This window comes from Sporosarcina sp. USHLN248, assembly GCF_037144575.1.
In the GTDB taxonomy this organism is placed as follows: Bacteria; Bacillota; Bacilli; order Bacillales_A; family Planococcaceae; genus Sporosarcina; species Sporosarcina contaminans.
In genome coordinates, this window is the sequence record NZ_JBBCZC010000005.1 from 1 (window position 1) to 20,428 (window position 20,428).

Here is a 20,428-nt window from a genome sequence, read left to right on the forward strand (position 1 = left end):
AGGGCAATCGGTCGTTCCGCAAATTCTCACTGCGGGGCATCGAAAAGGTGCATACGGAATTCGGAATTGTGGCATTGGCCCACAATCTACTGAAAGTGGCCGGCATCCGCGTGCTACTTTCAGTATTGAATGAGAAAAATACAAGAACAGGTGGCGAAAAACGATTCGTTTTTCGCCACCTGTTCTATTTTAGGGACTTATTGGACAGCCCCTTTTGATGATTAAAATGCAAGCAAAAAGGCGTATCTATCACAGGGATTGACCTTGTGGCAGAGACGCCTTTTTCTTATTTAGTAAACGACTTGAAATTGCAAACAGTTTTGAGAGCAGTAATGGTGGGGAAAATGTAAGGAGGCTATCATTCGTTGTATTCGTGTTTAAAAAGCTGGTACAGTTTGACAATTGCCCGTTTCTCAATACGTGATACATAACTTCTTGAAATATTCAATTGCTTAGCAATTTCCTTCTGGGTCATGGGCTGGTCATCCAATAATCCATAACGGCGTTGAATAATTTCTAATTCTCTGCTGTCCAATTTTCCTAAATGGCGATAAAGCCTCTCTTTTTGTTCCTTTTGCTGAACCGTTTCAATCGGCGCTTCGTCTTCGGTTTGCAAAAGGTCTGCAATTTGCAAGGACTGTCCGTCTTTATCTGTGCCGATTGGGTCAAATAAGGATACATCCTTTTGAACTTTCTTTTGAGTTCGTAAATACATTAAGATTTCGTTTTCAATACATCTAGCCGCATACGTAGCTAATTTTGTTTTACGATCAAGCGTGAAGCTGTTCACTGCTTTCATGAGTCCGATTGTGCCAATGGAGATATAGTCATCAAGTTGCTCGTGTTTAGGGTGGAATTTTTTCACAACATGGGCGACAAGGCGCATATTCCTCTCAATTAGTTCATCTCTGGCACTTTCATCGCCTTCAGATAGTCGTTTTAAGCAGTCTGCTTCTTCTGCCTTGGACAACGGACGCCGGAAAGCCTGCCCTCGGATGTAACCGACCATTGCCGGAATTTCGACCCACAGTTGGACGAGTGCCATAACAAATCCGCTCATTGGTCCACCTCCTGTGTCGTTGTATGACAGCATATGCGGTCAGGGCTTGGCGTATCACTAGTTTTTTCGTAGGACAAGGTCGAAAGGCTGTCCATTTTCTATCAGTGAGAACAGTGAGTGTATTGGATACTGATATGTTATAATCAATCTTGAATTAGCGGATAACGGAGTGGATGTCGTGTATAATTATTTTTTGCCGGATGAGTATGTAAAAAATATATTTCAAATTTCACCGGAAAAATTAAAAGAAAAAGGGATTAAAGGGATTATTACCGATCTTGACAATACGCTCGTTGAATGGGATCGCCCTGAAGCTACACCGGAAATAACCGAATGGGTGAAACAGATGAACGATGCAGGATTGCAAGTGACAATATTGTCCAATAATAATAATGAACGTGTACAAACTTTTTGTGGCCCGTTGAATACGCCTTACATATGCGATGCGCGGAAGCCGCTTCAAAAGTCGTTTAAACGTGCGCTTGAAATGATGAAACTTCAAAAAAATGAGGTCGTCATGGTAGGCGATCAACTGATGACCGATATTTTAGGAGGCAACCGTTTCGGCCTTCATACGATATTAGTCGTCCCTGTCGCAAACTCGGACGGTTTCGTAACGAAATTTAACCGAATGATTGAAAGAAGGATCATGGGCAAAATGAAAAAACGCGGCATGATCAAATGGGAGGAATAATCGTGGAACAACTTAAATGCATCGGCTGCGGCATTCCAATCCAAACGGATAATCCGAAATTAGAAGGATACGCACCTCCATCTTCTTTAGAAAAAGAGGATGTCGTATGTCAGCGATGCTTTAGACTTCGGAATTATAACGAATTACAGCCCGTTTCTTTATCGGGCGATGATTTCCTGACAATCTTGAATGGTATTGGAGAGAAAGAAGGTTTAATCATTAAAATCGTTGATATTTTTGATTTTAATGGCAGCTGGATTAATGGTCTTCATCGATTCGTAGGCAATAAAGACATTTTGCTAATTGGAAATAAAGCCGATATTCTTCCTAAATCCGTGAATCGCAACAAACTTGTTCATTGGATGAAAACTGAATCGGCAAAATTAGGGCTGAAGCCCGTAGATGTCAAATTAGTATCTGCCCATAGAGGACAGGGAATGCCGGAAGCGATGGAAGCGATCGATGCTTATCGCAAAGGGAAAGACGTCTATGTCGTTGGGTGCACGAATGTCGGTAAATCAACTTTCATTAATCGGATCATTAAAAGTGCAACCGGAGTGGGCGATGTTATTACAACATCCCATTTCCCAGGAACGACTTTAGATTTAGTGGAAATTCCGTTCGAGGACGGTAAAGCCATATACGATACACCGGGAATTATTAACGATCATCAAATTGCTCATTATTTGGACACAGAAGATTTGAAGGCAATTACACCGAAAAAAGAATTGAAGCCAAAAGTGTTCCAATTAAATGCGGAGCAAACATTGTTTATTGGAGGGCTCTCCCGTTTTGATTTCATTCGAGGTGACCGTTCTTCGTTCACTATCCACGTATCCAATGCTTTGCCAATCCATCGGACAAAATTAGAAAATGCCGATGACCTATATAACAACCATTTAGGAGAACTTCTATCTCCGCCGAGCGGTGAATCATTAGAAAAATTGCCTCCTCTCGTCCGGCATGAGTTTTCCATTAAAAAACCGAAAACGGATATCGTCATTTCGGGATTAGGATGGATTACAGTTCAGCATCCTAATGTAGTCGTCGCAGTACATGCGCCGCGTGGGGTGAATGTCGTTCTTCGTCCATCTTTAATTTAAGGGGGAGCGTTCATGAAAAAATGGTATGCGGTAATCGGAGACCCGATTGCGCAATCGATGTCGCCTGCAATGCATGAAGAGTGGTTTTCTGATGCCGGAATCGATGCTTCTTATATTCCTGTTCATGTAAGGGAGCAGGATCTATCCAAGGCGATCGAAAGTTTAAAAAGATTAGGGTGCAGTGGATGGAACGTAACAATTCCCCATAAGACGGCTATTATCGATTTGTTGGATGAAATTGACACTTCTGCAAGGATGATGAACGCTGTCAATATGGTGAAAGTGCTGGAAGATGGCCGTCTATACGGAATGAATACAGATGGCCACGGATTTGTACGTTCATTGGAAGAGAAATACGGTACGGTAGGTAAAGGAAAAAATGTATTGCTCATCGGTGCTGGAGGTGCAGCGAAAGGGATTGCGTTCGCATTGCATGAAGCAGGATATGGACCGATTGCCATTACAAATAGAACGCTTGAGAAAGCGGAACTTCTTTCATCCGATATAGAGGGGGCTTCAGCAATCCCTTTACGGGATGCAGAAGCAAATTTATCAAATTTTGGATTGATCGTACAAACGACGTCTGTCGGCATGAACTTTGCTAAAGAAGGCATACCTTTGCAGTTGATGAATGTAAGTGCAGGTACAATTGTCGCTGATATTATTTATAATCCGCTTCGCACGGAATTTCTTGAACAGGCAGAAAGTAAAGGCGGTTTACCGTTAAATGGTGTAGGCATGTTTGTTCATCAAGGTGCCTTATCATTTGAGCAGTGGACTGGTGTCTACCCAAATACGAAAAAAATGATTCGAACAATTACAGATCAACTTGGAGGAATTTGATGTTAACTGGAAAACAAAAAAGCTATTTACGAAGTGAAGCGCATCATTTACAGCCGATTTTCCAAATTGGGAAAGGCGGATTGACGCAACCGATCATTAAACAGATCGAAGAGGCGTTGGAAGCAAGGGAATTGATTAAAGTGAGCATTCTTCAAAATTGCGAAGAAGACAAAAATGATATTGCTGACCGCTTGCAGGAAGCAGGAATCGACGTCGTGCAAGTGATCGGCAAGATCCTCGTTTTGTATAAAGAATCAAAAGAAAAGAAAAGAATTATTCTTCCATAAAGGAGGGGTTCCATGAAACGGATCGGAATATTGGGCGGCACATTCAATCCGCCGCATATCGGCCATCTGCTCATTGCAGATGAAGTGAGGCATGCGCTTCAATTGGATGAAATCCGTTTAATGCCGACTGCTATTCCCCCACATAAAATGAATCCGAATGATGCATCGCCTGAGCAGCGATTGCGGATGGTCGAGATGTCTGTGGAACACGTGGATGGATTAACTTGCTCTTCTTTTGAAGTTGATCGTGGTGGTGTATCGTATACGTATGATACGATGGCAGCCTTGAAAGAAATGGAGCCAAGCAATGAATTTTTTTTCATTATTGGCGGTGATATGATTGACATATTGCCTCAGTGGCATCGCATCGATGAACTTTTGAAGCTTGTCACATTCGTCGGGGTGGATCGGCCGGATTCGAATGGTGAAACAACATTTCCGATTGTCAAAGTAAACATTCCGGAAATCGATTTATCATCTACACTTATTCGCAAGCGCTTTGCTGAAGGTGGTCCAGTCCGTTTCCTTTTGCCAAACGGAGTGGAAGCATTCATTCGCAAGGAGGAGTTGTATGGATAGAACTCGACTCATTGAAGAAAATAAAAAAAGATTGCCCATCCACCGATTTGAACATGTTTTACGAGTTGCCCATACGGCGGTTGAACTTGCAGACCGATTCGGCCTTTCCGTTGAGAAAGCGGAAAAGGCTGCGTTAATTCATGATATTGCAAAGTTTATGGAGCCTGTGAAATTACGCAAAAAATTGGAAGAGAGCGAGCATGACGAAAGGCTTTTACATTACCATCACGAGCTATGGCATGCACCTGTAGGAGCGATGATCGCTGAAGAGGAATTCGGTGTGACAGATGAGGATGTGCTGAATGCGATCCGTTATCATACGACAGGGAGAGCGGGAATGTCCGATATCGAAAAGGTGATTTATATTGCGGATTTGATTGAACCAAATCGGCAATTCCCCGGTGTCGAGCAATTGAGGACAGAAGCGGAGAAATCACTGGAAGAAAGCATGAAAGCATGTATTATCCATTCTGTTCAATATCTTGTATCTAAACAAGTTCCTGTTTTTCCGGATTCATTTGAATGCTATAACGAATATGTACTATCAAACTGAACAGCCTCAATGAAAGGAAACGTGAAATAATGACAACATTACTACAAACAGCTTATAACGCAGTGGAAGATAAAAAGGGACAGGATATCGTAGTTCTTAATATGGAAGGGATTTCCCTTATTGCAGATCAATTCATTATTTGCCATGCAAACTCTGAAAGACAAGTTCAAGCAATTGCGAGAGAAGTTGCCGATAAAGCAGCGGAAAATGGTTTTGATGTGAAGCGTATGGAAGGTTTTGAAACGGGAAGATGGGTTTTAGTCGATTTAGGGGATGTCGTTGTCCATGTATTCCATCGCGATGAGCGTGGCTATTATAACTTGGAAAAGTTATGGGGCGATGCACAAATGCTCAATATGGCGGATGAACAATGAACTCCGCTTACACAGAATTCGCAGCTGTCTATGATGAATTAATGTCTGACATTCCTTATGACCTTTATGTTGAATTGATCGATGAAGCTGTTCATGGACTTGACGGCAAAAAAGTATTGGATGTCGGGTGCGGCACCGGCCTTCTAAGCTTAATGCTTACGAAGGCGGGCGCTATGGTCGATGGAATCGATCTTTCTGAAGAAATGCTATCTGTTGCAAGGAAACGTGCTGCAGCTCATCATCAGGAGATAACGTTTAAGAGACAGCTGATGCAAGAAATAAATGAGCGTGAAATCTATGATGCAGCCGTCATACCAATAGATGCACTCAATTATGTGACAGATCCACAAGAAGTATTTCAAACGTTTAAAAATATTTATCATGCATTAAAACCGAATGGCCATCTTCTTTTCGATGTACATTCGACATATAAAACGGATGAAATTTTCATGGAAGGACCCTTCACGTTTGATAACGGTCGGATTGCTTACATATGGGAGACATTTGAAGGGGAAGCGGATCATGATGTATACTCGGAAATCGCTTTCTTTGTAAAACAGGAGTCTGGTTTATATAAACGTTTTGATGAAGCACATCACCAGCGGACGATGCCGGTTTTTGCCTATGTTGAAATGTTGGAGAAAGCAGGTTTTACGATTGAACGCATTTTTGCCGACTGGGAAGATGAACCGCCGACTGAAGAAAGTGAAAGAATCTTTTTTCAAGTACGTAAATGAATCTTTCTTTTCCCTTAGAAATGTTATATAGTGGGAGTGACTCCATATGGATGCCTTGTGGAAAGGGTGAACAAACTGTTTTCTACATGGCTATCCGGTAATTGGCGTCGGATCATCACCCCTATTGCAGCAATCGCTGTCGTTTCCGCCATCCTGTTCTTCCCCCGTGGACAGGCAGACAATGAGTTTATTGTCGAAAGCGGACAACTTCCCAATATTGGCCTCGTTGAAGAGGCAGAGCAGACAGAAGTTTTGGATGGACAAGTAAAAGAAATAACAGAACCTGAGAAGATCGTCATCGATATTCAAGGGGCAGTCAAATACCCGAACGTCTATACTTTGTTAGAAGGTGATCGAGTAGTCGATGCAATTGAAGCCGCAGGTGGCTATTTGCCAGAAGCTGATGCCCGTGTGTTGAATCATGCAATGAAGCTAACTGACGAAATGTATATTTATGTTCCGAAAGAAGGAGAAATCGATCTTTCAGATAATATGCAAATGATGCAGCCTTCTAATAGTGATTCTTCTGATGAAAGAAAAGTGAATATAAACACGGCAGATGAGTCGGAATTGACAACATTGCCAGGCATCGGACCTTCTAAAGCTGCATCTATAGTTCAATATCGGACGGATCATGGGCCTTTCCAGACGACTGAATCGCTCATGGAAGTTTCAGGCATCGGGCAAAAGACATTTGAAAAGCTTGAACCATTCATTTCAATTAAGTAGTAATAAGTTTGGAGGCATACATATGGAGCGTATTACTTGGGACCAGTTTTTCATGGCTCAATGCCATTTGTTGGCGGTCAGAAGCACTTGTACAAGACTTACAGTAGGCGCAACAATCGTTCGTGATAATCGCATCATTGCGGGCGGATATAACGGATCCATTTCTGGAGGCGATCATTGTATTGACCATGGTTGTTATGTCGTTGGAAACCATTGCGTGCGCACAATCCATGCTGAAATGAATGCCCTTTTGCAATGTGCAAAATACGGCAGCCCGGTAGAAGGGGCATCCCTCTACGTAACTCATTTTCCGTGTTTGCAATGTTCGAAAGCGATTATCCAGTCTGGAATTAAGCATGTTTATTACGCTACAGATTACAAAAACGATGAATACGCTATGAAATTATTCGCTCAATCCGGTGTGTCGGTTCAGCATATCCCTTTTGATGAAAGGAATATCGATTTTGCAAAGGATGACAAATTAGCATTAATTGATGAGCTGATTTCACAAATGGCTTCTTTAGGTGCATCGTCAGAAGAACTCGTCCCTTATCAAAAAAGGGCGGATGAATTATTTGGGATAAAATAAAAAACTTCCGATTAATTTATATTTGCGTGCCGATTGCCGTTTCAGCTTTTGCTGCTTACGGCTCGGCGTACGTATTGTTCGTCAACCTTTTCTTACTCCCCATTTTTCTTCTTAGAAAGGATTGGATTACACCAATTCTCTCATTCACGTTTGCAATTCTTTCCTATTGGTATATTCTTTCTATTTTACCTGTTGACAAAGAAGTTAGTATTTCTGAAACGCTTCACATTACCTTTTCTGATCAAGTGAAAATAGATGGAGGTAAATTAAAAGGTTTCGGTAAAACGCATACAGGGGAAACTGTATACGTTTTGTATTCGTTTGAAGATGAACAGGAAAAAAACCGATTTATGCATACTCATCTGCCATCTTATCAATTTGCATTTACAGGCTCATATAAGGAGCCAGCGATACCTTCCCATGCGTATTCATTTGATATGGGTAAATATTTGCGGATGAATGGAGCGGTCGGGCAGTTTGAGGCACAGCAATTGGTTGGGGTGAACAACCGATCAGGGATGATGCAGATGCTTTCATTGCAAAGATGGCGTGTAAAGCAGCATATTGAAAAGGTTTTTCCTGAATCGCTGCAGGTGGAAGCGGAAGCATTGCTCATTGGCGACCGTAGCGGGATGGATGAAGCTGCTGCACAGCGATATAGAACTTTAGGCATTACTCACCTGTTCGCAATTTCTGGGCTACATGTCGGTTTATTGACAATGATGATCCGCTATCTATTAATCCGCCTTTCAGTAAGAATAGAGACTGTTGATACGTTGATGATCATTTTGCTGCCATTGTATGCAGTCATTGCGGGTGGCGCTCCTTCTGTATGGCGGGCAGTTTCAGTAACCATCATTTTGCTTTTGACTGCAACAGGCAAGGTGAAGATGAGAATGGATGATGCGCTTTCGATCAGTGCAGCCGTTTTCATTCTTTACGAGCCGTTTGTCCTATTCCAGCCAGGATTTCAGCTGTCCTATTTAGCAGCATTTTCGCTCATCTATTCATCGGACATCTTATCACAGTCTTCATCAGTGTTACGAAATTCGTTTCTCGTTACATTCATCACACAGTTGGCGTTATGTCCGGTTCTTCTTTACCACTTTTATGAAATTTCATTATCATCTTTTATTGTTAATTTGCTATTCGTCCCTCTCTATTCTTTCGTCATTTTGCCAGCAAATATTTTTCTGCTATTCCTGTCGTATGCCCTGCCTTTTATTGCAAATATGCTATTTTTGCTCTATACGCCATTTCGCGAATGGATTGACAAATTGACGATCTTTTTATCAGATTTGCCTTATCAAATGTGGACGCCGGGTCGGCCTTCCACTATCCTGCTTATCATTTCGTTTTTTTGCCTTATCACTTTCTTCGTTTCTTTTGAAAAGCAACAGAAGGTGTTTCCTGCGATCATCTGGATTGTAATACCTGTGTTGCTTATTGCAGCGCAACCATATACTGATCGTTCGCTTCGTGTTACTTTTTTAGATGTTGGACAAGGGGATAGCATCATTATCGAACTGCCGAATCGAAAAGGGGTGTATGTAATTGATACGGGAGGAAGAGTGACCTTTGGAGAACCGAACTGGAAAACGCCAAACCATCAATTTGAAATTGGCAGAAATATTGTCGTTCCGTTTTTAAAAGGGAAGGGAATTACAAAAATTGACAAACTATTACTGACGCATGCGGATAGCGACCATATAGAAGGGGCGGACGAGGTTATGGAAGAGTTGAAAATAAAAGAAATCCATATTTCGCCTGAAAGCAGTCAAGAGCCAACAATGAAAGACGTCATTCGCATTTCTGAGGAAAAAGGGATCCCGATTCGTCCAATGAAAGAAGGTAACGCTTGGAAGCTGTTAGATATTGACTTTATCTATTTATCACCTCCTAATGGGAATTATAATGGAAACGATAGTTCCTTAGTGTTATATATGCGAACAGGGGACGTATCGTTTTTATTTACTGGAGACTTGGAAGTGGAGGGAGAAAAGCGGATTATACGTACATATGGAGAAATAGATTGGGGCTCCCGGCTTATTTTGAAAGCGGGTCATCATGGTAGCAGAACGTCAAGTTCAGAGCCGTTTATAGAAATGCTCTCACCTAAACTAACAATATTGTCGTATGGACGGAATAATCGTTACGGGCATCCTCATGCCGAAGTGATCAATACATTCGATAAATTCGATGTTCTTACAGCTGCAACAGCAGAATTAGGTTCAATCACAATAACTGTAAAACGAGGAGATTACTACATTTCTACTTCAGCCAAATGAAAAACAGACAATACTTTTCCGCGGAAGGAAGGCATTGTCTGTTCTTCTTGACATTAATGCTGTGAGACGAAGTCTATGATTGTAGCAATAACGAAAATTGCAGAAAATGCGATAAAAGCTACAATGAAGCCCATTCCAGAATCGATTAAGTCATTGCGTTTAGACTGTACGTCTTGTTCGAACTCATTCATTGCTACACCTCCTGATTCTTATATAGTATAGATGATAATACGTAAAAAATCCATATGAAACAGTTTTTAATTGCCTTTACAATGGAAACGACACAATTTAGTCATAGACGATGTATAATAGTTGTGGTGATATACAGGAGGAATACATATGAATGCGATTTGGAAAGATATAGATGCGGGAAAAATTGCCCCGGTTTATTTATTGACGGGGCTGGAACAACATTTATTGGATACGACGATTAAGCGTCTCATAAAAGCGATAGATGGGATTGAGGAAAGCTCCGTCATCCGCTTTGACATGACGGAAACACCAATAGAATCGGTCATTGAAGAAGCGGATACGCTGCCTTTTTTGGAGGATCGCAAATTCATTATCGCTCAAAATGCTTCATTCCTTAAAGCACCTGATAAAAAGGAGAAAATTGAACAAAATACAGCTTTATTGGACAAATGGCTTGATCATCCATCCCCGACTGCAATAGTTGTTTTTTTAGCCCCGTATGAGAAATTGGACAAGCGGCTGAAAATAACAAAATCGATGATGAAGAAGGCAGTTGTTGTCGAGGCAAACCGGCTAGAAGGAAAGGATCTTACGACATGGGTACAGCAAGAATGCAGTGCGAATGGTGTGAAAATAAGCGGAGAAACTGCACAATACTTAGTTGATATGGCAGGCAATGATTTATTAATGTTATCGGCAGAAGTGTCCAAAATTGCGATGTATATGGACGGTCAAGGAGAAGTGACGAAAGATATTGTAGAGTTATTAGTGCCAAGAACACCGGAAATGGATGTATTCCGTTTGACGGAAGCTTATATGCGAGGCGATGTTAGGCGGACTGTATCCATCTATCATGACTTATTGAGAAACGGGGAAGAGCCGATTATGTTGACATCTCTTATAGCTGGGCAAATCCGTCTTATGATCCATGTCACGTCATTGACAAAAAAAGGTTACCAGCAACAGCAAATCGCAAAAACGTTGAATGTCCATCCATATCGTGTCAAACTTATAATGGAAAATCGTCAAGTACCGCCTATGGATCGACTTTTATTGATTTTGGAGAAATTGGCTGCAATCGATTATAAATTAAAAACGACTGGCGGCAAAAGAGAGCGAGTATTAGAAGTTTTTTTTATGGAGCCGCTTTAAAATGAGTTGTTTAAACGAAGGGGGCTGTCCATTTTGGACAGCCCCTTAAGTTTGTTATTGAGCTTTTTTCGTAAGACGTGCTTTTTGGCGAGCTGCTGTATTTTTATGGATAAGACCTTTTCGAGCAGCAGTGTCCAATTTTTTAACCGCATCTTTCAAAAGTTCAGAAGCGTTCTCTTCTTTATTGATGATCGCAGTATCAGCTTTACGTACAGCAGTACGCATAGCAGCTTTGATTTGAGAGTTGTGTTCGTTCGCTGCAGTGCTTTGTTTTACACGTTTGATTGCACCTTTAATGTTTGGCATTTCATTCACCTCCAATTTCAGGTAAGGCAAGAGTGTTTCCCTATATCATTCGGATATCTCTTTACAACATAAATATTTTAGCAAAGTGACAGGCAGAACGCAATAAAAATACGCAAAGAATATTTCCTTGACACAACGTGCAAGCTATTGATTGAGGTGAAAAGGAATGAAAAAATTTGATTTCTATCGGACAGACTTACTTGTTGAAAGTGAGGAAATGGTACGTCATCGGACGGAATCCGAAAAAGATACGTTAAAAGAATCGGAAGGTGTAAATTTTAGTGAGAAGAGGCATGGACGGGTCGTTTTGACATCTGTCAAGATTGATGAGCGAGGCGAGGAACGGATTGGAAAGAAAGCTGGTACGTATATTACATTAACCGTTCCTAAAATGACGGTTGCCGATGAATCCGGGCTGAATGAAATGGCGTCCGTCTTAACAAATAAACTGATTGAGCTGACGGAAAACATGCCGAATTTGAAAGAAGGTAAGATTTTAATTATCGGTCTTGGAAACCGAGATGTAACGCCGGATGCGGTCGGACCATTGACGATGGATCGCTTGCGTGATATCGTCCCAGAATACTATTCGGATACAGAAGAAGGCAGTGAGCTGTATGTATATTCTCCAGGTGTTACGATTCAGACAGGACTTGAAACAGCCGATTTCGTAAGAGCAATGGTGTCGGAAATTAAACCAGATCTATTAGTAGTCATTGATGCACTTGCTGCCAGAGACAGTGCAAGGCTTTGCAGAACGATCCAATTGACGGATACAGGCATCCACCCTGGCTCTGGAGTTGGCAATAGCAGAAAAGAAATATCGAAGGAGACGTTAGGTTGTCCCGTACTTGCGATCGGCATCCCGACAGTAGTGGATGGTCCGGTATTAATTGCCGATGCAATTAATACGTTGTTTGGCTACATTGCTTCTAAGATTGAGGAAGAGTCACATCCTTCCTCAAGATTATCCGTTTCACCATGGCTCCATGAGGCAAAGGAAGGGGCCGATCGTTCGAAGCTAATTCCGATTTTTGGCGATTGGTCTTCATGGCCACACGAAGACCGCGTTCAGTTGTTTGAAGAGGTTTTGTCTTCACATGAATTGAACACATTTATTTCTCCGAAAGAAATTGATTCTTATGTTGCGTTATATGCAGAAGCTTTGACAGGTTCCATAACCCAATGGATTGAAAGCTTTAAATCCAGTCATTGACCTACCATCCCCCGCATATAGTTGGAAGACGGGGGGATGCCATATGAAAAAAAATATGCAAATTTTGTCCGTAATTGTATTCGTTCTATTCCTTTTCCCGGTAGTCATCCAATTTATACCGGAAGGATCCACTATGTCATCAGCAAAAATCATCAAAGAAAACGCATTCATCGTGTACGCTTCCAACATAATGGAAGAGCCGAAAGACGAAGAAGAAGAAGTGAAACCTGTCGACAATGCGACAGATCCTTCAAAAGTGCTTTTATATTTCACTCATTCACAGGAAGCGTACGAACCGATGACGAAAGCAGCAGATGGAAAAGTGGCTGTTTCCCATCAAACAGAAAATGTTATGAAGATGGGAGAAAAATTAAAAAATCAATTAATTGTACACGGTGTAGAGACTGATATGCTTGATGTAGACAATAATAAAGAAATGGTGAAAAAAAACATTCCTTATTGGCGGGCATATAAGGAAATACGACCGCACGTGAAACAGAAGATTAGCGAAAAGGATTATGATTTAATAATCGATGTTCATCGGGATTCGATTGGCCCTGAAGCAACGACGATTGTTCATGAAGGAGAAAGGTATGCAAAAGTATCTTTTGTAGTGGGCACCGATCACGCGAATTATAAATTGAATATGCACAAAACGATGACTCTTAAAAAAGAAATGGATAAAATTATTCCAGGGATTACAAAAAATTTACTTCCCAAAGGCGGGCAAGGCGTAGATGGAAAGTATAACCAAGATTTGTCTCCGAATATCATTTTAATAGAATTGGGAGGCATAGGGAATACGGAAGACGAGCTGAACAGAACTGTAGCGATTATAGCTGAGGCTGCTACAACGATGTTGGAGAATGAGAAAACACAGCAACAAAGTAAATAAGCAATGTTGTTTTGAACTGGAAATCAATTGATTTCCAGTTCTTTTCAAGTTTATTAGGCAATATGTATGAGTTAAATTTCTAAAATATGTACATTTAGTGAAAAGTAGCTTTATTGTTGCGGACTATTCGCCTATAATGGAGTGAAGAAAGTCGGAATGGATTGAATATAAAGAAAAAACGCGTATTGGGGGCTGGAGCATGAAATCGATTAAAGCAAAAATTATTGTAAGTGTATCTTTATTATTTTTAATTTCTTTAGGAGTCATTTATGTAATTGTTACGAATCAAGTGCTCAAGCATTCAGAAAATGTCATTTTGGATCAAAGCCAAGTTGCCGTCGATGAAATGGGGCGCAGCATTGAAAATTTCATGTTGCAGTACGAAAAAGCTTTGCAATTAATTACAAAAAACCCGGCAGTATTAGAATTCATAGAAACTCAGAATGGAAATGTCGAGGAAGAGGAGTTGCTCAATCGGAATATTGAACAAGCCTTCGAAAATTATATGGAGCAATTGCCGGAAGCAGATCTAATGTATTTTGGTTTTCAGAATAAAAATATTAAATTTGTGCCACACGTTGAAATCCCTAATTTTGACCCGACTAGTCGAGTTTGGTACATAGGTGCAAGTGAACAACCCGATAAAGTAGTTTGGTCGGACCCTTATGTCGACGCAGCTACAGGTGGTTATGTCATTACTGCATCGAAAGCTGTTGCTCATAATCGTTCGGTTGTTGGCGTAGTTGGTGTAGATATCAGTTTAGGCAATGTTACGAAAAGTGTGTCAGAAAGTGACTTCGGTTTCGAAGGATATCCATTTTTATTTGATAGCAACGGTGGAGCGATCGTACATCCCTTAATTGTTCAGGAAGAAGAGATGAAGGATTTTTCCTATATGACAACACTGTTTAGCACTGAAAACCAAAAAGGCATTGGACGGTATATCGAAAACAAAGAAAAGATGATTAGTGTCCATAGTGAAATTCCTCATTTGGGGTGGACGGTAGGCGCTGCATTCAAGCAAAATGCTATCGCTAAATCAACAAGCCAAATGAAACTGATCATTATAGCCATCTTCATCATAACAGAAATAGTGGCAGTGGCTGTATTATGGGTTATCATTTCAAAAATTATTAGCCCTCTATCCGTTATCCGCAGAACTATAAACCGAGTGGCGGAAGGAGATTTGCATGCCTCTGTCGAAGGTGCTACAAAAGATGAATTAGGTAAGTTAGCGGAAAACTTTAATATGATGATAGCGAAGGTTAGAGAAATTGTTTCAGTCGTAAATCGGTCTGTCAGTGAGGTACGCTTATCTGCAGAGGGACTGAGCGCATCTGCGGAGGAGACAACTGCCGTTAGCGAGCAGATGGCTGGAGCAATTGATGACATTGCATCTGGGGCGACAAAATCGGCCCATGATACTGAATTTGCAGTCGAAACCGTCAATCAATTAAATGATCAAATTAATGGTATACAAGAGAAAGCAAGATTGATGACATCCATTGCGTTTGAGGCTAACGAAGCGAATAATGAAGGAAGCAAGCGAGTGGATGAACTACAAGTATCATTTAATAATTGGAAAACGAATTTACAATCGATGGCAGAAGTCATTGAACAGCTTGAGTCAAAAGTAGGCGCGATTGGAGTTGTGATGGAAACGATCACTACTATTTCAGCACAAACGAATCTACTTGCTCTAAATGCAAGTATTGAAGCTGCGCGGGCAGGTGAGCATGGAAAAGGTTTTGCGGTAGTAGCAGAGGAAGTAAGAAAGCTTGCTGAGCAATCTACCCTTGCGACAGAGGAAGTGAAAATGACTGTCCAAGAACTTCAACAAGGCTCAAGACAAGTGACGCAGCAAATGAAAGAGACAGGTGAAACTTTTCATGCACAGGAACAAGTTGTGTTGGATACTCAACGGACATTTGGCGATATGTCTAACTTAATGGAGAGGCTTGAACAATCAATTAGTAGTGTTTTTGATGAGATTAATCGAGTCGTCGAACGTAAGGAAAAGGTTCTTGAAACGATTGAAACGATGTCATCGACTGCCGAAGAGACAGCTGCAGCGAGTGAGGAAATTAGCGCCTCCACGGACGAGCAACTTCGAGCGATACGCGAGGTTTCAGAAGCAGCGGACACGTTGACAAGTCTAAGTGATGAATTGCAAAAAGCAATTAGCCAATTTAAAATTTAGCATAAAGTGTAATTAGTGAGTGGAGAATGCTATCTGTTTCTCCACTTGCTTTTTTTAGATAAGAGTGTCCGGCATGCCGTAAATGATGTATTTTTACAATAAAATAGCATAGCGACATAAGATTTTGTAACATGTTCCTGAGTTATTTGCTATAATGCAAATAGCTGAAATAGGAGTGAACTGACAGATGAATCTTGATGAGAAATTAGCACGTCAAAAAAATATTAGAAACTTCTCCATCATCGCGCATATCGACCATGGTAAATCGACTTTGGCCGATCGGATTTTGGAAAAGACAGAAACAGTCAGCTCGCGCGAATTGAAATCACAAACATTGGATTCTATGGATTTGGAGCGCGAACGCGGCATTACGATAAAACTGAACGCTGTGCAACTGACCTATACGGCGAAAAATGGAGAGGAATATATTTTCCATCTTATCGACACACCAGGGCATGTCGACTTCACATACGAAGTGTCCCGCAGCCTTGCCGCATGTGAAGGCGCGATTTTAGTAGTCGATGCGGCACAAGGCATTGAGGCTCAAACATTGGCAAATGTATACTTAGCATTGGACAATGATCTTGAAATTTTGCCGGTCATCAATAAAATTGATTTGCCAGCAGCAGATCCAGATCGTGTAAAGCAAGAAATTGAAGATGTGATTGGGTTGGATGCCTCAGAGGCGGTCCATGCATCTGCAAAGGCCGGCATTGGCATTGAAGAAATTTTAGAGCAGATCGTTGAAAAAGTGCCTGCCCCTCAAGGAGACCCAGAAGCACCTTTGCAGGCGTTAATCTTTGATTCCCATTATGACCAATATAAAGGCGTAATCGTCAACATCCGTATAATGGAAGGTTCAGTCAAACCGGGCGATACGATTCGCATGATGGCTACTGGAAAAGAATTCGAAGTAATTGAGACGGGTGTTTTTACACCGAATATATCATATCGTGATGAACTGACAGTCGGGGATGTAGGCTTTTTATCGGCAGCTATTAAAAATGTCGCCGATACACGCGTCGGTGATACGATTACAAATGCTAAAAAACCTGCGAGCGAGCCGTTACCTGGTTACCGACGCATGAATCCGATGGTTTTCTGTGGACTATATCCAATCGATTCATCGAAATATGTTGACTTGCGTGAAGCGCTCGAAAAATTGGAGTTAAACGATTCTGCATTGGAATACGAAGCGGAAACTTCACAAGCGTTGGGCTTCGGTTACCGTTGTGGTTTCTTAGGTCTTCTCCATATGGAAATTATTCAAGAACGTATCGAGCGGGAGTTCAAAATTGATTTAATCACTACGGCGCCAAGCGTTATTTATAATGTAGTGATGACGGATGGCACTGAGTTAAAAGTAGACAATCCGTCAATGATGCCAGATGCACAAAAAGTCGATTACGTTGAAGAACCATATGTCAAGGCGTCCATAATGGTGCCGAATGATTATGTTGGATCTGTTATGGAATTATGCCAGCATAAGCGTGGTAATTTCATCACGATGGATTACTTGGATAATTCACGGGTGAATATTATTTATGAATTGCCTTTAGCTGAAATTGTTTTCGACTTTTTCGATCAATTGAAATCAAGCACGAAAGGTTATGCGTCGCTTGACTACGAGTTAATCGGCTACAAACAATCCAAACTAGTGAAGATGGATATTCTCCTTAACGGAGAGCAAGTCGATGCGTTAAGCTTTATTGTTCACCGTGACTTCAGTTATGAGCGCGGAAAAGCGATTGTTGAGAAATTGAAATCATTAATTCCAAGGCAGCAGTTCGAAGTGCCTGTTCAAGCGGCAATCGGACAGAAAATTGTCGCCCGTTCCACAATTAAATCAATCGGTAAAAACGTACTTGCAAAATGTTACGGCGGAGACATTTCCCGGAAACGTAAACTATTGGAAAAACAAAAAGAAGGTAAAAAACGCATGAAGCAAGTTGGATCAGTTGAAGTGCCGCAAGAAGCTTTCATGGCTGTTTTGAAAATGGATGAAGACTAAATATAAAATGGCGATTTCCTATTTGTCTTTGAATAGGAAATCGCTTTTGTGTTTTTATAGGCAAACTGGATGTCTATGCGCTTTTTATTCGACTTCTGCGCGTTAAAAAGGAGTTATGCGGCTTTGGAACTTTTTATGTGTGCGTTTCGAAGATTATGCGCATAAGGTAAGCATTTATCCGTTTTTGTCAGATTTTATGAAGTAGAGGGGAATAAAAAGTGATTGGATGGAGGGTATCATTTGTACCGCAAACATTGATAAGGTATCATATTTGGGTATTGTAATGCGGGGAATCGACGCTAATCGTCGATGCCGTCAAGAAAGGAGCAGGGCGAATGAGAGGCATGTATATCCATATTCCTTTCTGTCATCAAATTTGTCATTATTGTGATTTCAATAAAGTGTTTTTTAAAAATCAACCTGTAGATGAATACATTGAGTCGATCGGACATGAACTATCTATTTTACAAAATGAAGGGCAATCTTTTAGCAATATAGAAACAGTGTTCCTTGGCGGAGGCACTCCAACTTCATTGTCTGAAAAACAATTGGATCGGCTTTTAGAAATTATTAATGCATTTGTAGATTATAAAAAGCTTCGTGAGTTTTCGACGGAAGCTAATCCAGATGAACTTACTGAAGACAAATTAGCGGTATTAAAAAATGGCGGAGTGAGTCGATTGAGCATTGGCGTCCAATCATTCGATGAAGAATTACTGAAACAGATCGGAAGGACGCATGGGGCGAATGACCCGAAACGAGTTATCGATGAAGCAAGGCGCATCGGCTTTGAAAATATTAGTATCGATCTTATATATGGTTTACCGAACCAAACGATCGGGCAATGGAAGGATACATTGGATGAAGCACTTTCACTTGACTTGCCCCATTACTCAGGGTATTCGCTTATCATTGAACCGAAAACTGTATTTTATAACTTAATGAACAAAGGGAAACTACCGTTGCCTGGGGAAGATGCAGAAGCGGAAATGTTTGCAATACTGATGGAACAAATGGAAAGAGCAGGCAAAAAACAATATGAGATTAGTAATTTCTCAGTACCGGAATATGAATCGGTACATAATCTAATTTATTGGGATAATGATGAATATGCCGGCGTAGGGGCAGGAGCCCATGGCTATTTGAAAGGGGAGCGATATGCGAATATTGGTCCGCTGAAAAAATATATGGAGCAAACCGACAATGGAAATCGTCCACTTTTCAATATTCATACAGTATCGCAGAAAGAACAGATGGAAGAAGAAATGTTTTTAGGACTTAGGAAATTGAAAGGTGTAACCTTTTCGGAATTCGAACGTAAATTTACTACCCCATTAAAAGAGGTGTATGGCGAGCAATTGGATGAACTTGTCGAAAAGGGGTTGATTCAAGTAAAGGATGATCGTGTCCAGTTGACTCGAAAAGGGATATTTAGGGGCAATGAAGTATTTCAACGTTTCCTATTGTAAACGTGAGTCAATTCATTGACACATCTCAGGGGATTTGATAAATTATGAGTAGCATTAGCACTCGCAATTATAGAGTGCTAACAGGAGTGATGATTATGTTGACAAACAGACAATTGCTTATTTTGCAACTGACGGTTAACGATTTCATCGAATCCGCTCAACCTGTCGGATCAAGACAGTTATCAAAAAAACCGGAGGCTCCTTACAGTCCGGCGACGATCCGCAATGATATGGCGGATTTGGAAGAGTTGGGCTACTTGGAAAAGACCCATACTTCATCCGGCAGGGTGCCATCTGAAAAAGGCTACCGTTTCTATGTAGATCACCTGTTGACGCCCGACAAATTGAAATTGGAAGACAGTTTGCAATTGAAATCGATTTTTCAGGATCAGGTAGTTGAAACGGAAGAATTGATTCGGAATTCCGCGAAAATCATTTCGGAATTAACGAATTATACATCCATATTATTAGGTCCAGATATGTCGACTCATTCGGTGAAACGTTTTTCGATCATCCCTTTAGATGAAACAAAAGCTGTTGCGCTCATCGTGACAGATAACGGCCATGTCGAAAGTCGGGTCTTCGATGTCCCGAGTGGTTTAAAAGCTAGTGATGTCGAGAAGATGGTGAATATTTTAAACGAAAGTCTTGTTGGGACTTCGCTGAACCAGCTTCAAAATAAGCTTGCACATGTGACAAAAGCTATTTTTGATCGACATATACAACATGCTGGAGATTTGTTCGCTTCTTTCCAACAAGCTATGACAATTAAGCCAGAGGAAAGAATTTATTTTGGCGGCAAATTGAACATGATGAAGCAGCCCGAATTCAATGACCTCCAAAAAATGAAAAAGTTTTTTGATCTAATTGAAAATGACGCACCTGCTTTGACGTTCTTCCAGGACGATTCAAAAGGGATCCATGTTCGAATTGGATCGGAAAACAAGCATATTGCTATGGAAGACTGCAGTGTTATCACCGCTAACTACTCTGTCGGAGATCATACGTCAGGCTCTATTGCAATCGTTGGACCAAAACGGATGGATTACGGCAGGGTCATCACGCTGCTTGACATCCTTAGCGAGGATTTATCGAGTGCCTTATCCAAGATGACAATCGGTGGAGGGGCGGACAGGAGGAAAGAGTAGTGA

General features: G+C 41.1%; 21 protein-coding genes and 1 pseudogene. 19 read left to right on the forward strand and 3 right to left on the reverse strand.

Translation table 11 applies throughout. The annotated features are described in order from the left end of the window. Positions 1-95 (forward strand): annotated as a pseudogene (locus tag WFH04_RS18435) (transposase); the annotation flags it as partial. A gap of 263 nt (positions 96-358) precedes the next feature. Here the strand turns inward: WFH04_RS18435 and sigK are convergent. Then, complete coding sequence (gene sigK, locus WFH04_RS03015) at positions 359-1,060, reverse strand: RNA polymerase sporulation sigma factor SigK (protein WP_336822581.1); 702 nt, start codon at positions 1,058-1,060, stop codon at positions 359-361. Between the two features lie 178 nt (positions 1,061-1,238). Here sigK and WFH04_RS03020 point away from each other — a divergent pair, with 178 nt between their 5' ends. The 11 genes from WFH04_RS03020 to WFH04_RS03070 all read left to right on the forward strand — a co-directional run bounded on the left by WFH04_RS03020 (position 1,239) and on the right by WFH04_RS03070 (position 9,836). Continuing rightward, entirely contained in the window at positions 1,239-1,754 is a 516-nt protein-coding gene (locus tag WFH04_RS03020) for a YqeG family HAD IIIA-type phosphatase (RefSeq protein ID WP_336822582.1), read from the forward strand. Beyond that, positions 1,742-2,857 (forward strand): ribosome biogenesis GTPase YqeH, encoded by a 1,116-nt coding sequence (gene yqeH, locus WFH04_RS03025; protein ID WP_336822583.1) that lies wholly within the window; start codon positions 1,742-1,744, stop codon positions 2,855-2,857. Before WFH04_RS03020 ends, yqeH begins: the two co-directional genes overlap by 13 nt. A gap of 12 nt (positions 2,858-2,869) precedes the next feature. Continuing rightward, positions 2,870-3,700 (forward strand): shikimate dehydrogenase, encoded by an 831-nt coding sequence (aroE, locus tag WFH04_RS03030; protein WP_336822584.1) that lies wholly within the window; start codon positions 2,870-2,872, stop codon positions 3,698-3,700. Beyond that, positions 3,700-3,987: a ribosome assembly RNA-binding protein YhbY gene (gene yhbY / locus WFH04_RS03035; protein ID WP_336822585.1), complete on the forward strand. Its 288-nt coding sequence runs from the start codon at positions 3,700-3,702 to the stop codon at positions 3,985-3,987. The genes aroE and yhbY overlap by 1 nt, the downstream gene beginning before the upstream one ends. Before the next feature lie 12 nt (positions 3,988-3,999). Then, positions 4,000-4,566 (forward strand): nicotinate-nucleotide adenylyltransferase, encoded by a 567-nt coding sequence (locus WFH04_RS03040; RefSeq protein WP_336822586.1) that lies wholly within the window; start codon positions 4,000-4,002, stop codon positions 4,564-4,566. Further along, complete coding sequence (yqeK, locus tag WFH04_RS03045) at positions 4,559-5,119, forward strand: bis(5'-nucleosyl)-tetraphosphatase (symmetrical) YqeK (protein ID WP_336822587.1); 561 nt, start codon at positions 4,559-4,561, stop codon at positions 5,117-5,119. The genes WFH04_RS03040 and yqeK overlap by 8 nt, the downstream gene beginning before the upstream one ends. A gap of 29 nt (positions 5,120-5,148) precedes the next feature. Further along, on the forward strand, positions 5,149-5,493 hold the full coding sequence (gene rsfS, locus WFH04_RS03050) for a ribosome silencing factor (protein ID WP_336822588.1): 345 nt from the start codon (positions 5,149-5,151) through the stop codon (positions 5,491-5,493). After that, positions 5,490-6,230 carry a class I SAM-dependent DNA methyltransferase gene (locus WFH04_RS03055; RefSeq protein WP_336822589.1) on the forward strand — a complete coding sequence of 247 codons (741 nt, stop codon included), beginning with the start codon at positions 5,490-5,492 and terminating at the stop codon, positions 6,228-6,230. The genes rsfS and WFH04_RS03055 overlap by 4 nt, the downstream gene beginning before the upstream one ends. Positions 6,231-6,287: 57 nt before the next feature. Then, complete coding sequence (locus WFH04_RS03060; protein ID WP_336822590.1) at positions 6,288-6,959, forward strand: helix-hairpin-helix domain-containing protein; 672 nt, start codon at positions 6,288-6,290, stop codon at positions 6,957-6,959. A gap of 22 nt (positions 6,960-6,981) precedes the next feature. Next, positions 6,982-7,548, forward strand: a complete 567-nt coding sequence (locus WFH04_RS03065) for a ComE operon protein 2 (protein ID WP_336822591.1) — start codon at positions 6,982-6,984, stop codon at positions 7,546-7,548. Between the two features lie 74 nt (positions 7,549-7,622). Next, complete coding sequence (locus WFH04_RS03070; RefSeq protein ID WP_336822592.1) at positions 7,623-9,836, forward strand: DNA internalization-related competence protein ComEC/Rec2; 2,214 nt, start codon at positions 7,623-7,625, stop codon at positions 9,834-9,836. A gap of 53 nt (positions 9,837-9,889) precedes the next feature. Here the strand turns inward: WFH04_RS03070 and WFH04_RS03075 are convergent, their stop codons facing one another. After that, on the reverse strand, positions 9,890-10,027 hold the full coding sequence (locus WFH04_RS03075; protein ID WP_336822593.1) for a YqzM family protein: 138 nt from the start codon (positions 10,025-10,027) through the stop codon (positions 9,890-9,892). A gap of 148 nt (positions 10,028-10,175) precedes the next feature. Here WFH04_RS03075 and holA point away from each other — a divergent pair, with 148 nt between their 5' ends. Next, on the forward strand, positions 10,176-11,180 hold the full coding sequence (gene holA, locus WFH04_RS03080) for a DNA polymerase III subunit delta (RefSeq protein ID WP_336822594.1): 1,005 nt from the start codon (positions 10,176-10,178) through the stop codon (positions 11,178-11,180). 54 nt (positions 11,181-11,234) lie between these two features. Here the strand turns inward: holA and rpsT are convergent, their stop codons facing one another. Beyond that, positions 11,235-11,486 carry a 30S ribosomal protein S20 gene (gene rpsT / locus WFH04_RS03085; RefSeq protein ID WP_336822595.1) on the reverse strand — a complete coding sequence of 84 codons (252 nt, stop codon included), beginning with the start codon at positions 11,484-11,486 and terminating at the stop codon, positions 11,235-11,237. A gap of 166 nt (positions 11,487-11,652) precedes the next feature. On the opposite strand from rpsT, the gene gpr reads away from it, so the two are divergent. From gpr to hrcA, 6 genes are all read left to right on the forward strand, one after another. After that, the gene (gpr, locus tag WFH04_RS03090) at positions 11,653-12,702 is read left to right on the forward strand and encodes a GPR endopeptidase (protein ID WP_336822596.1); all 1,050 of its coding nucleotides are present in this window, start codon (positions 11,653-11,655) and stop codon (positions 12,700-12,702) included. A gap of 43 nt (positions 12,703-12,745) precedes the next feature. After that, a complete protein-coding gene (gene spoIIP, locus WFH04_RS03095) occupies positions 12,746-13,597 on the forward strand; it encodes a stage II sporulation protein P (RefSeq protein WP_336822597.1) in 852 nt (283 codons plus the stop codon). 199 nt (positions 13,598-13,796) lie between these two features. Beyond that, positions 13,797-15,797 carry a methyl-accepting chemotaxis protein gene (locus WFH04_RS03100; protein WP_336822598.1) on the forward strand — a complete coding sequence of 667 codons (2,001 nt, stop codon included), beginning with the start codon at positions 13,797-13,799 and terminating at the stop codon, positions 15,795-15,797. Positions 15,798-15,984: 187 nt separating this feature from the next. After that, entirely contained in the window at positions 15,985-17,808 is a 1,824-nt protein-coding gene (lepA, locus tag WFH04_RS03105) for a translation elongation factor 4 (RefSeq protein ID WP_336822599.1), read from the forward strand. 335 nt (positions 17,809-18,143) lie between these two features. After that, positions 18,144-19,277 (forward strand): radical SAM family heme chaperone HemW, encoded by a 1,134-nt coding sequence (gene hemW / locus WFH04_RS03110; protein WP_336822600.1) that lies wholly within the window; start codon positions 18,144-18,146, stop codon positions 19,275-19,277. 95 nt (positions 19,278-19,372) lie between these two features. Beyond that, positions 19,373-20,425 carry a heat-inducible transcriptional repressor HrcA gene (hrcA, locus tag WFH04_RS03115; protein ID WP_336822601.1) on the forward strand — a complete coding sequence of 351 codons (1,053 nt, stop codon included), beginning with the start codon at positions 19,373-19,375 and terminating at the stop codon, positions 20,423-20,425. Positions 20,426-20,428: the final 3 nt, after the last annotated feature.

Excerpts from the sequence above, each read along its gene's own strand:
- sigK (WP_336822581.1), bottom strand. The coding sequence starts at position 1,060 with ATGAGCGGATTTGTTATGGCACTCGTCCAACTGTGGGTCGAAATTCCG.
- yqeH (WP_336822583.1), top strand. The coding sequence starts at position 1,742 with ATGGGAGGAATAATCGTGGAACAACTTAAATGCATCGGCTGCGGCATT.
- aroE (WP_336822584.1), top strand. The coding sequence starts at position 2,870 with ATGAAAAAATGGTATGCGGTAATCGGAGACCCGATTGCGCAATCGATG.
- yhbY (WP_336822585.1), top strand. The coding sequence starts at position 3,700 with ATGTTAACTGGAAAACAAAAAAGCTATTTACGAAGTGAAGCGCATCAT.
- WFH04_RS03040 (WP_336822586.1), top strand. The coding sequence starts at position 4,000 with ATGAAACGGATCGGAATATTGGGCGGCACATTCAATCCGCCGCATATC.
- yqeK (WP_336822587.1), top strand. The coding sequence starts at position 4,559 with ATGGATAGAACTCGACTCATTGAAGAAAATAAAAAAAGATTGCCCATC.
- rsfS (WP_336822588.1), top strand. The coding sequence starts at position 5,149 with ATGACAACATTACTACAAACAGCTTATAACGCAGTGGAAGATAAAAAG.
- WFH04_RS03055 (WP_336822589.1), top strand. The coding sequence starts at position 5,490 with ATGAACTCCGCTTACACAGAATTCGCAGCTGTCTATGATGAATTAATG.
- WFH04_RS03065 (WP_336822591.1), top strand. The coding sequence starts at position 6,982 with ATGGAGCGTATTACTTGGGACCAGTTTTTCATGGCTCAATGCCATTTG.
- WFH04_RS03075 (WP_336822593.1), bottom strand. The coding sequence starts at position 10,027 with ATGAATGAGTTCGAACAAGACGTACAGTCTAAACGCAATGACTTAATC.
- holA (WP_336822594.1), top strand. The coding sequence starts at position 10,176 with ATGAATGCGATTTGGAAAGATATAGATGCGGGAAAAATTGCCCCGGTT.
- rpsT (WP_336822595.1), bottom strand. The coding sequence starts at position 11,486 with ATGCCAAACATTAAAGGTGCAATCAAACGTGTAAAACAAAGCACTGCA.
- gpr (WP_336822596.1), top strand. The coding sequence starts at position 11,653 with ATGAAAAAATTTGATTTCTATCGGACAGACTTACTTGTTGAAAGTGAG.
- spoIIP (WP_336822597.1), top strand. The coding sequence starts at position 12,746 with ATGAAAAAAAATATGCAAATTTTGTCCGTAATTGTATTCGTTCTATTC.
- WFH04_RS03100 (WP_336822598.1), top strand. The coding sequence starts at position 13,797 with ATGAAATCGATTAAAGCAAAAATTATTGTAAGTGTATCTTTATTATTT.
- lepA (WP_336822599.1), top strand. The coding sequence starts at position 15,985 with ATGAATCTTGATGAGAAATTAGCACGTCAAAAAAATATTAGAAACTTC.
- hemW (WP_336822600.1), top strand. The coding sequence starts at position 18,144 with ATGAGAGGCATGTATATCCATATTCCTTTCTGTCATCAAATTTGTCAT.
- hrcA (WP_336822601.1), top strand. The coding sequence starts at position 19,373 with ATGTTGACAAACAGACAATTGCTTATTTTGCAACTGACGGTTAACGAT.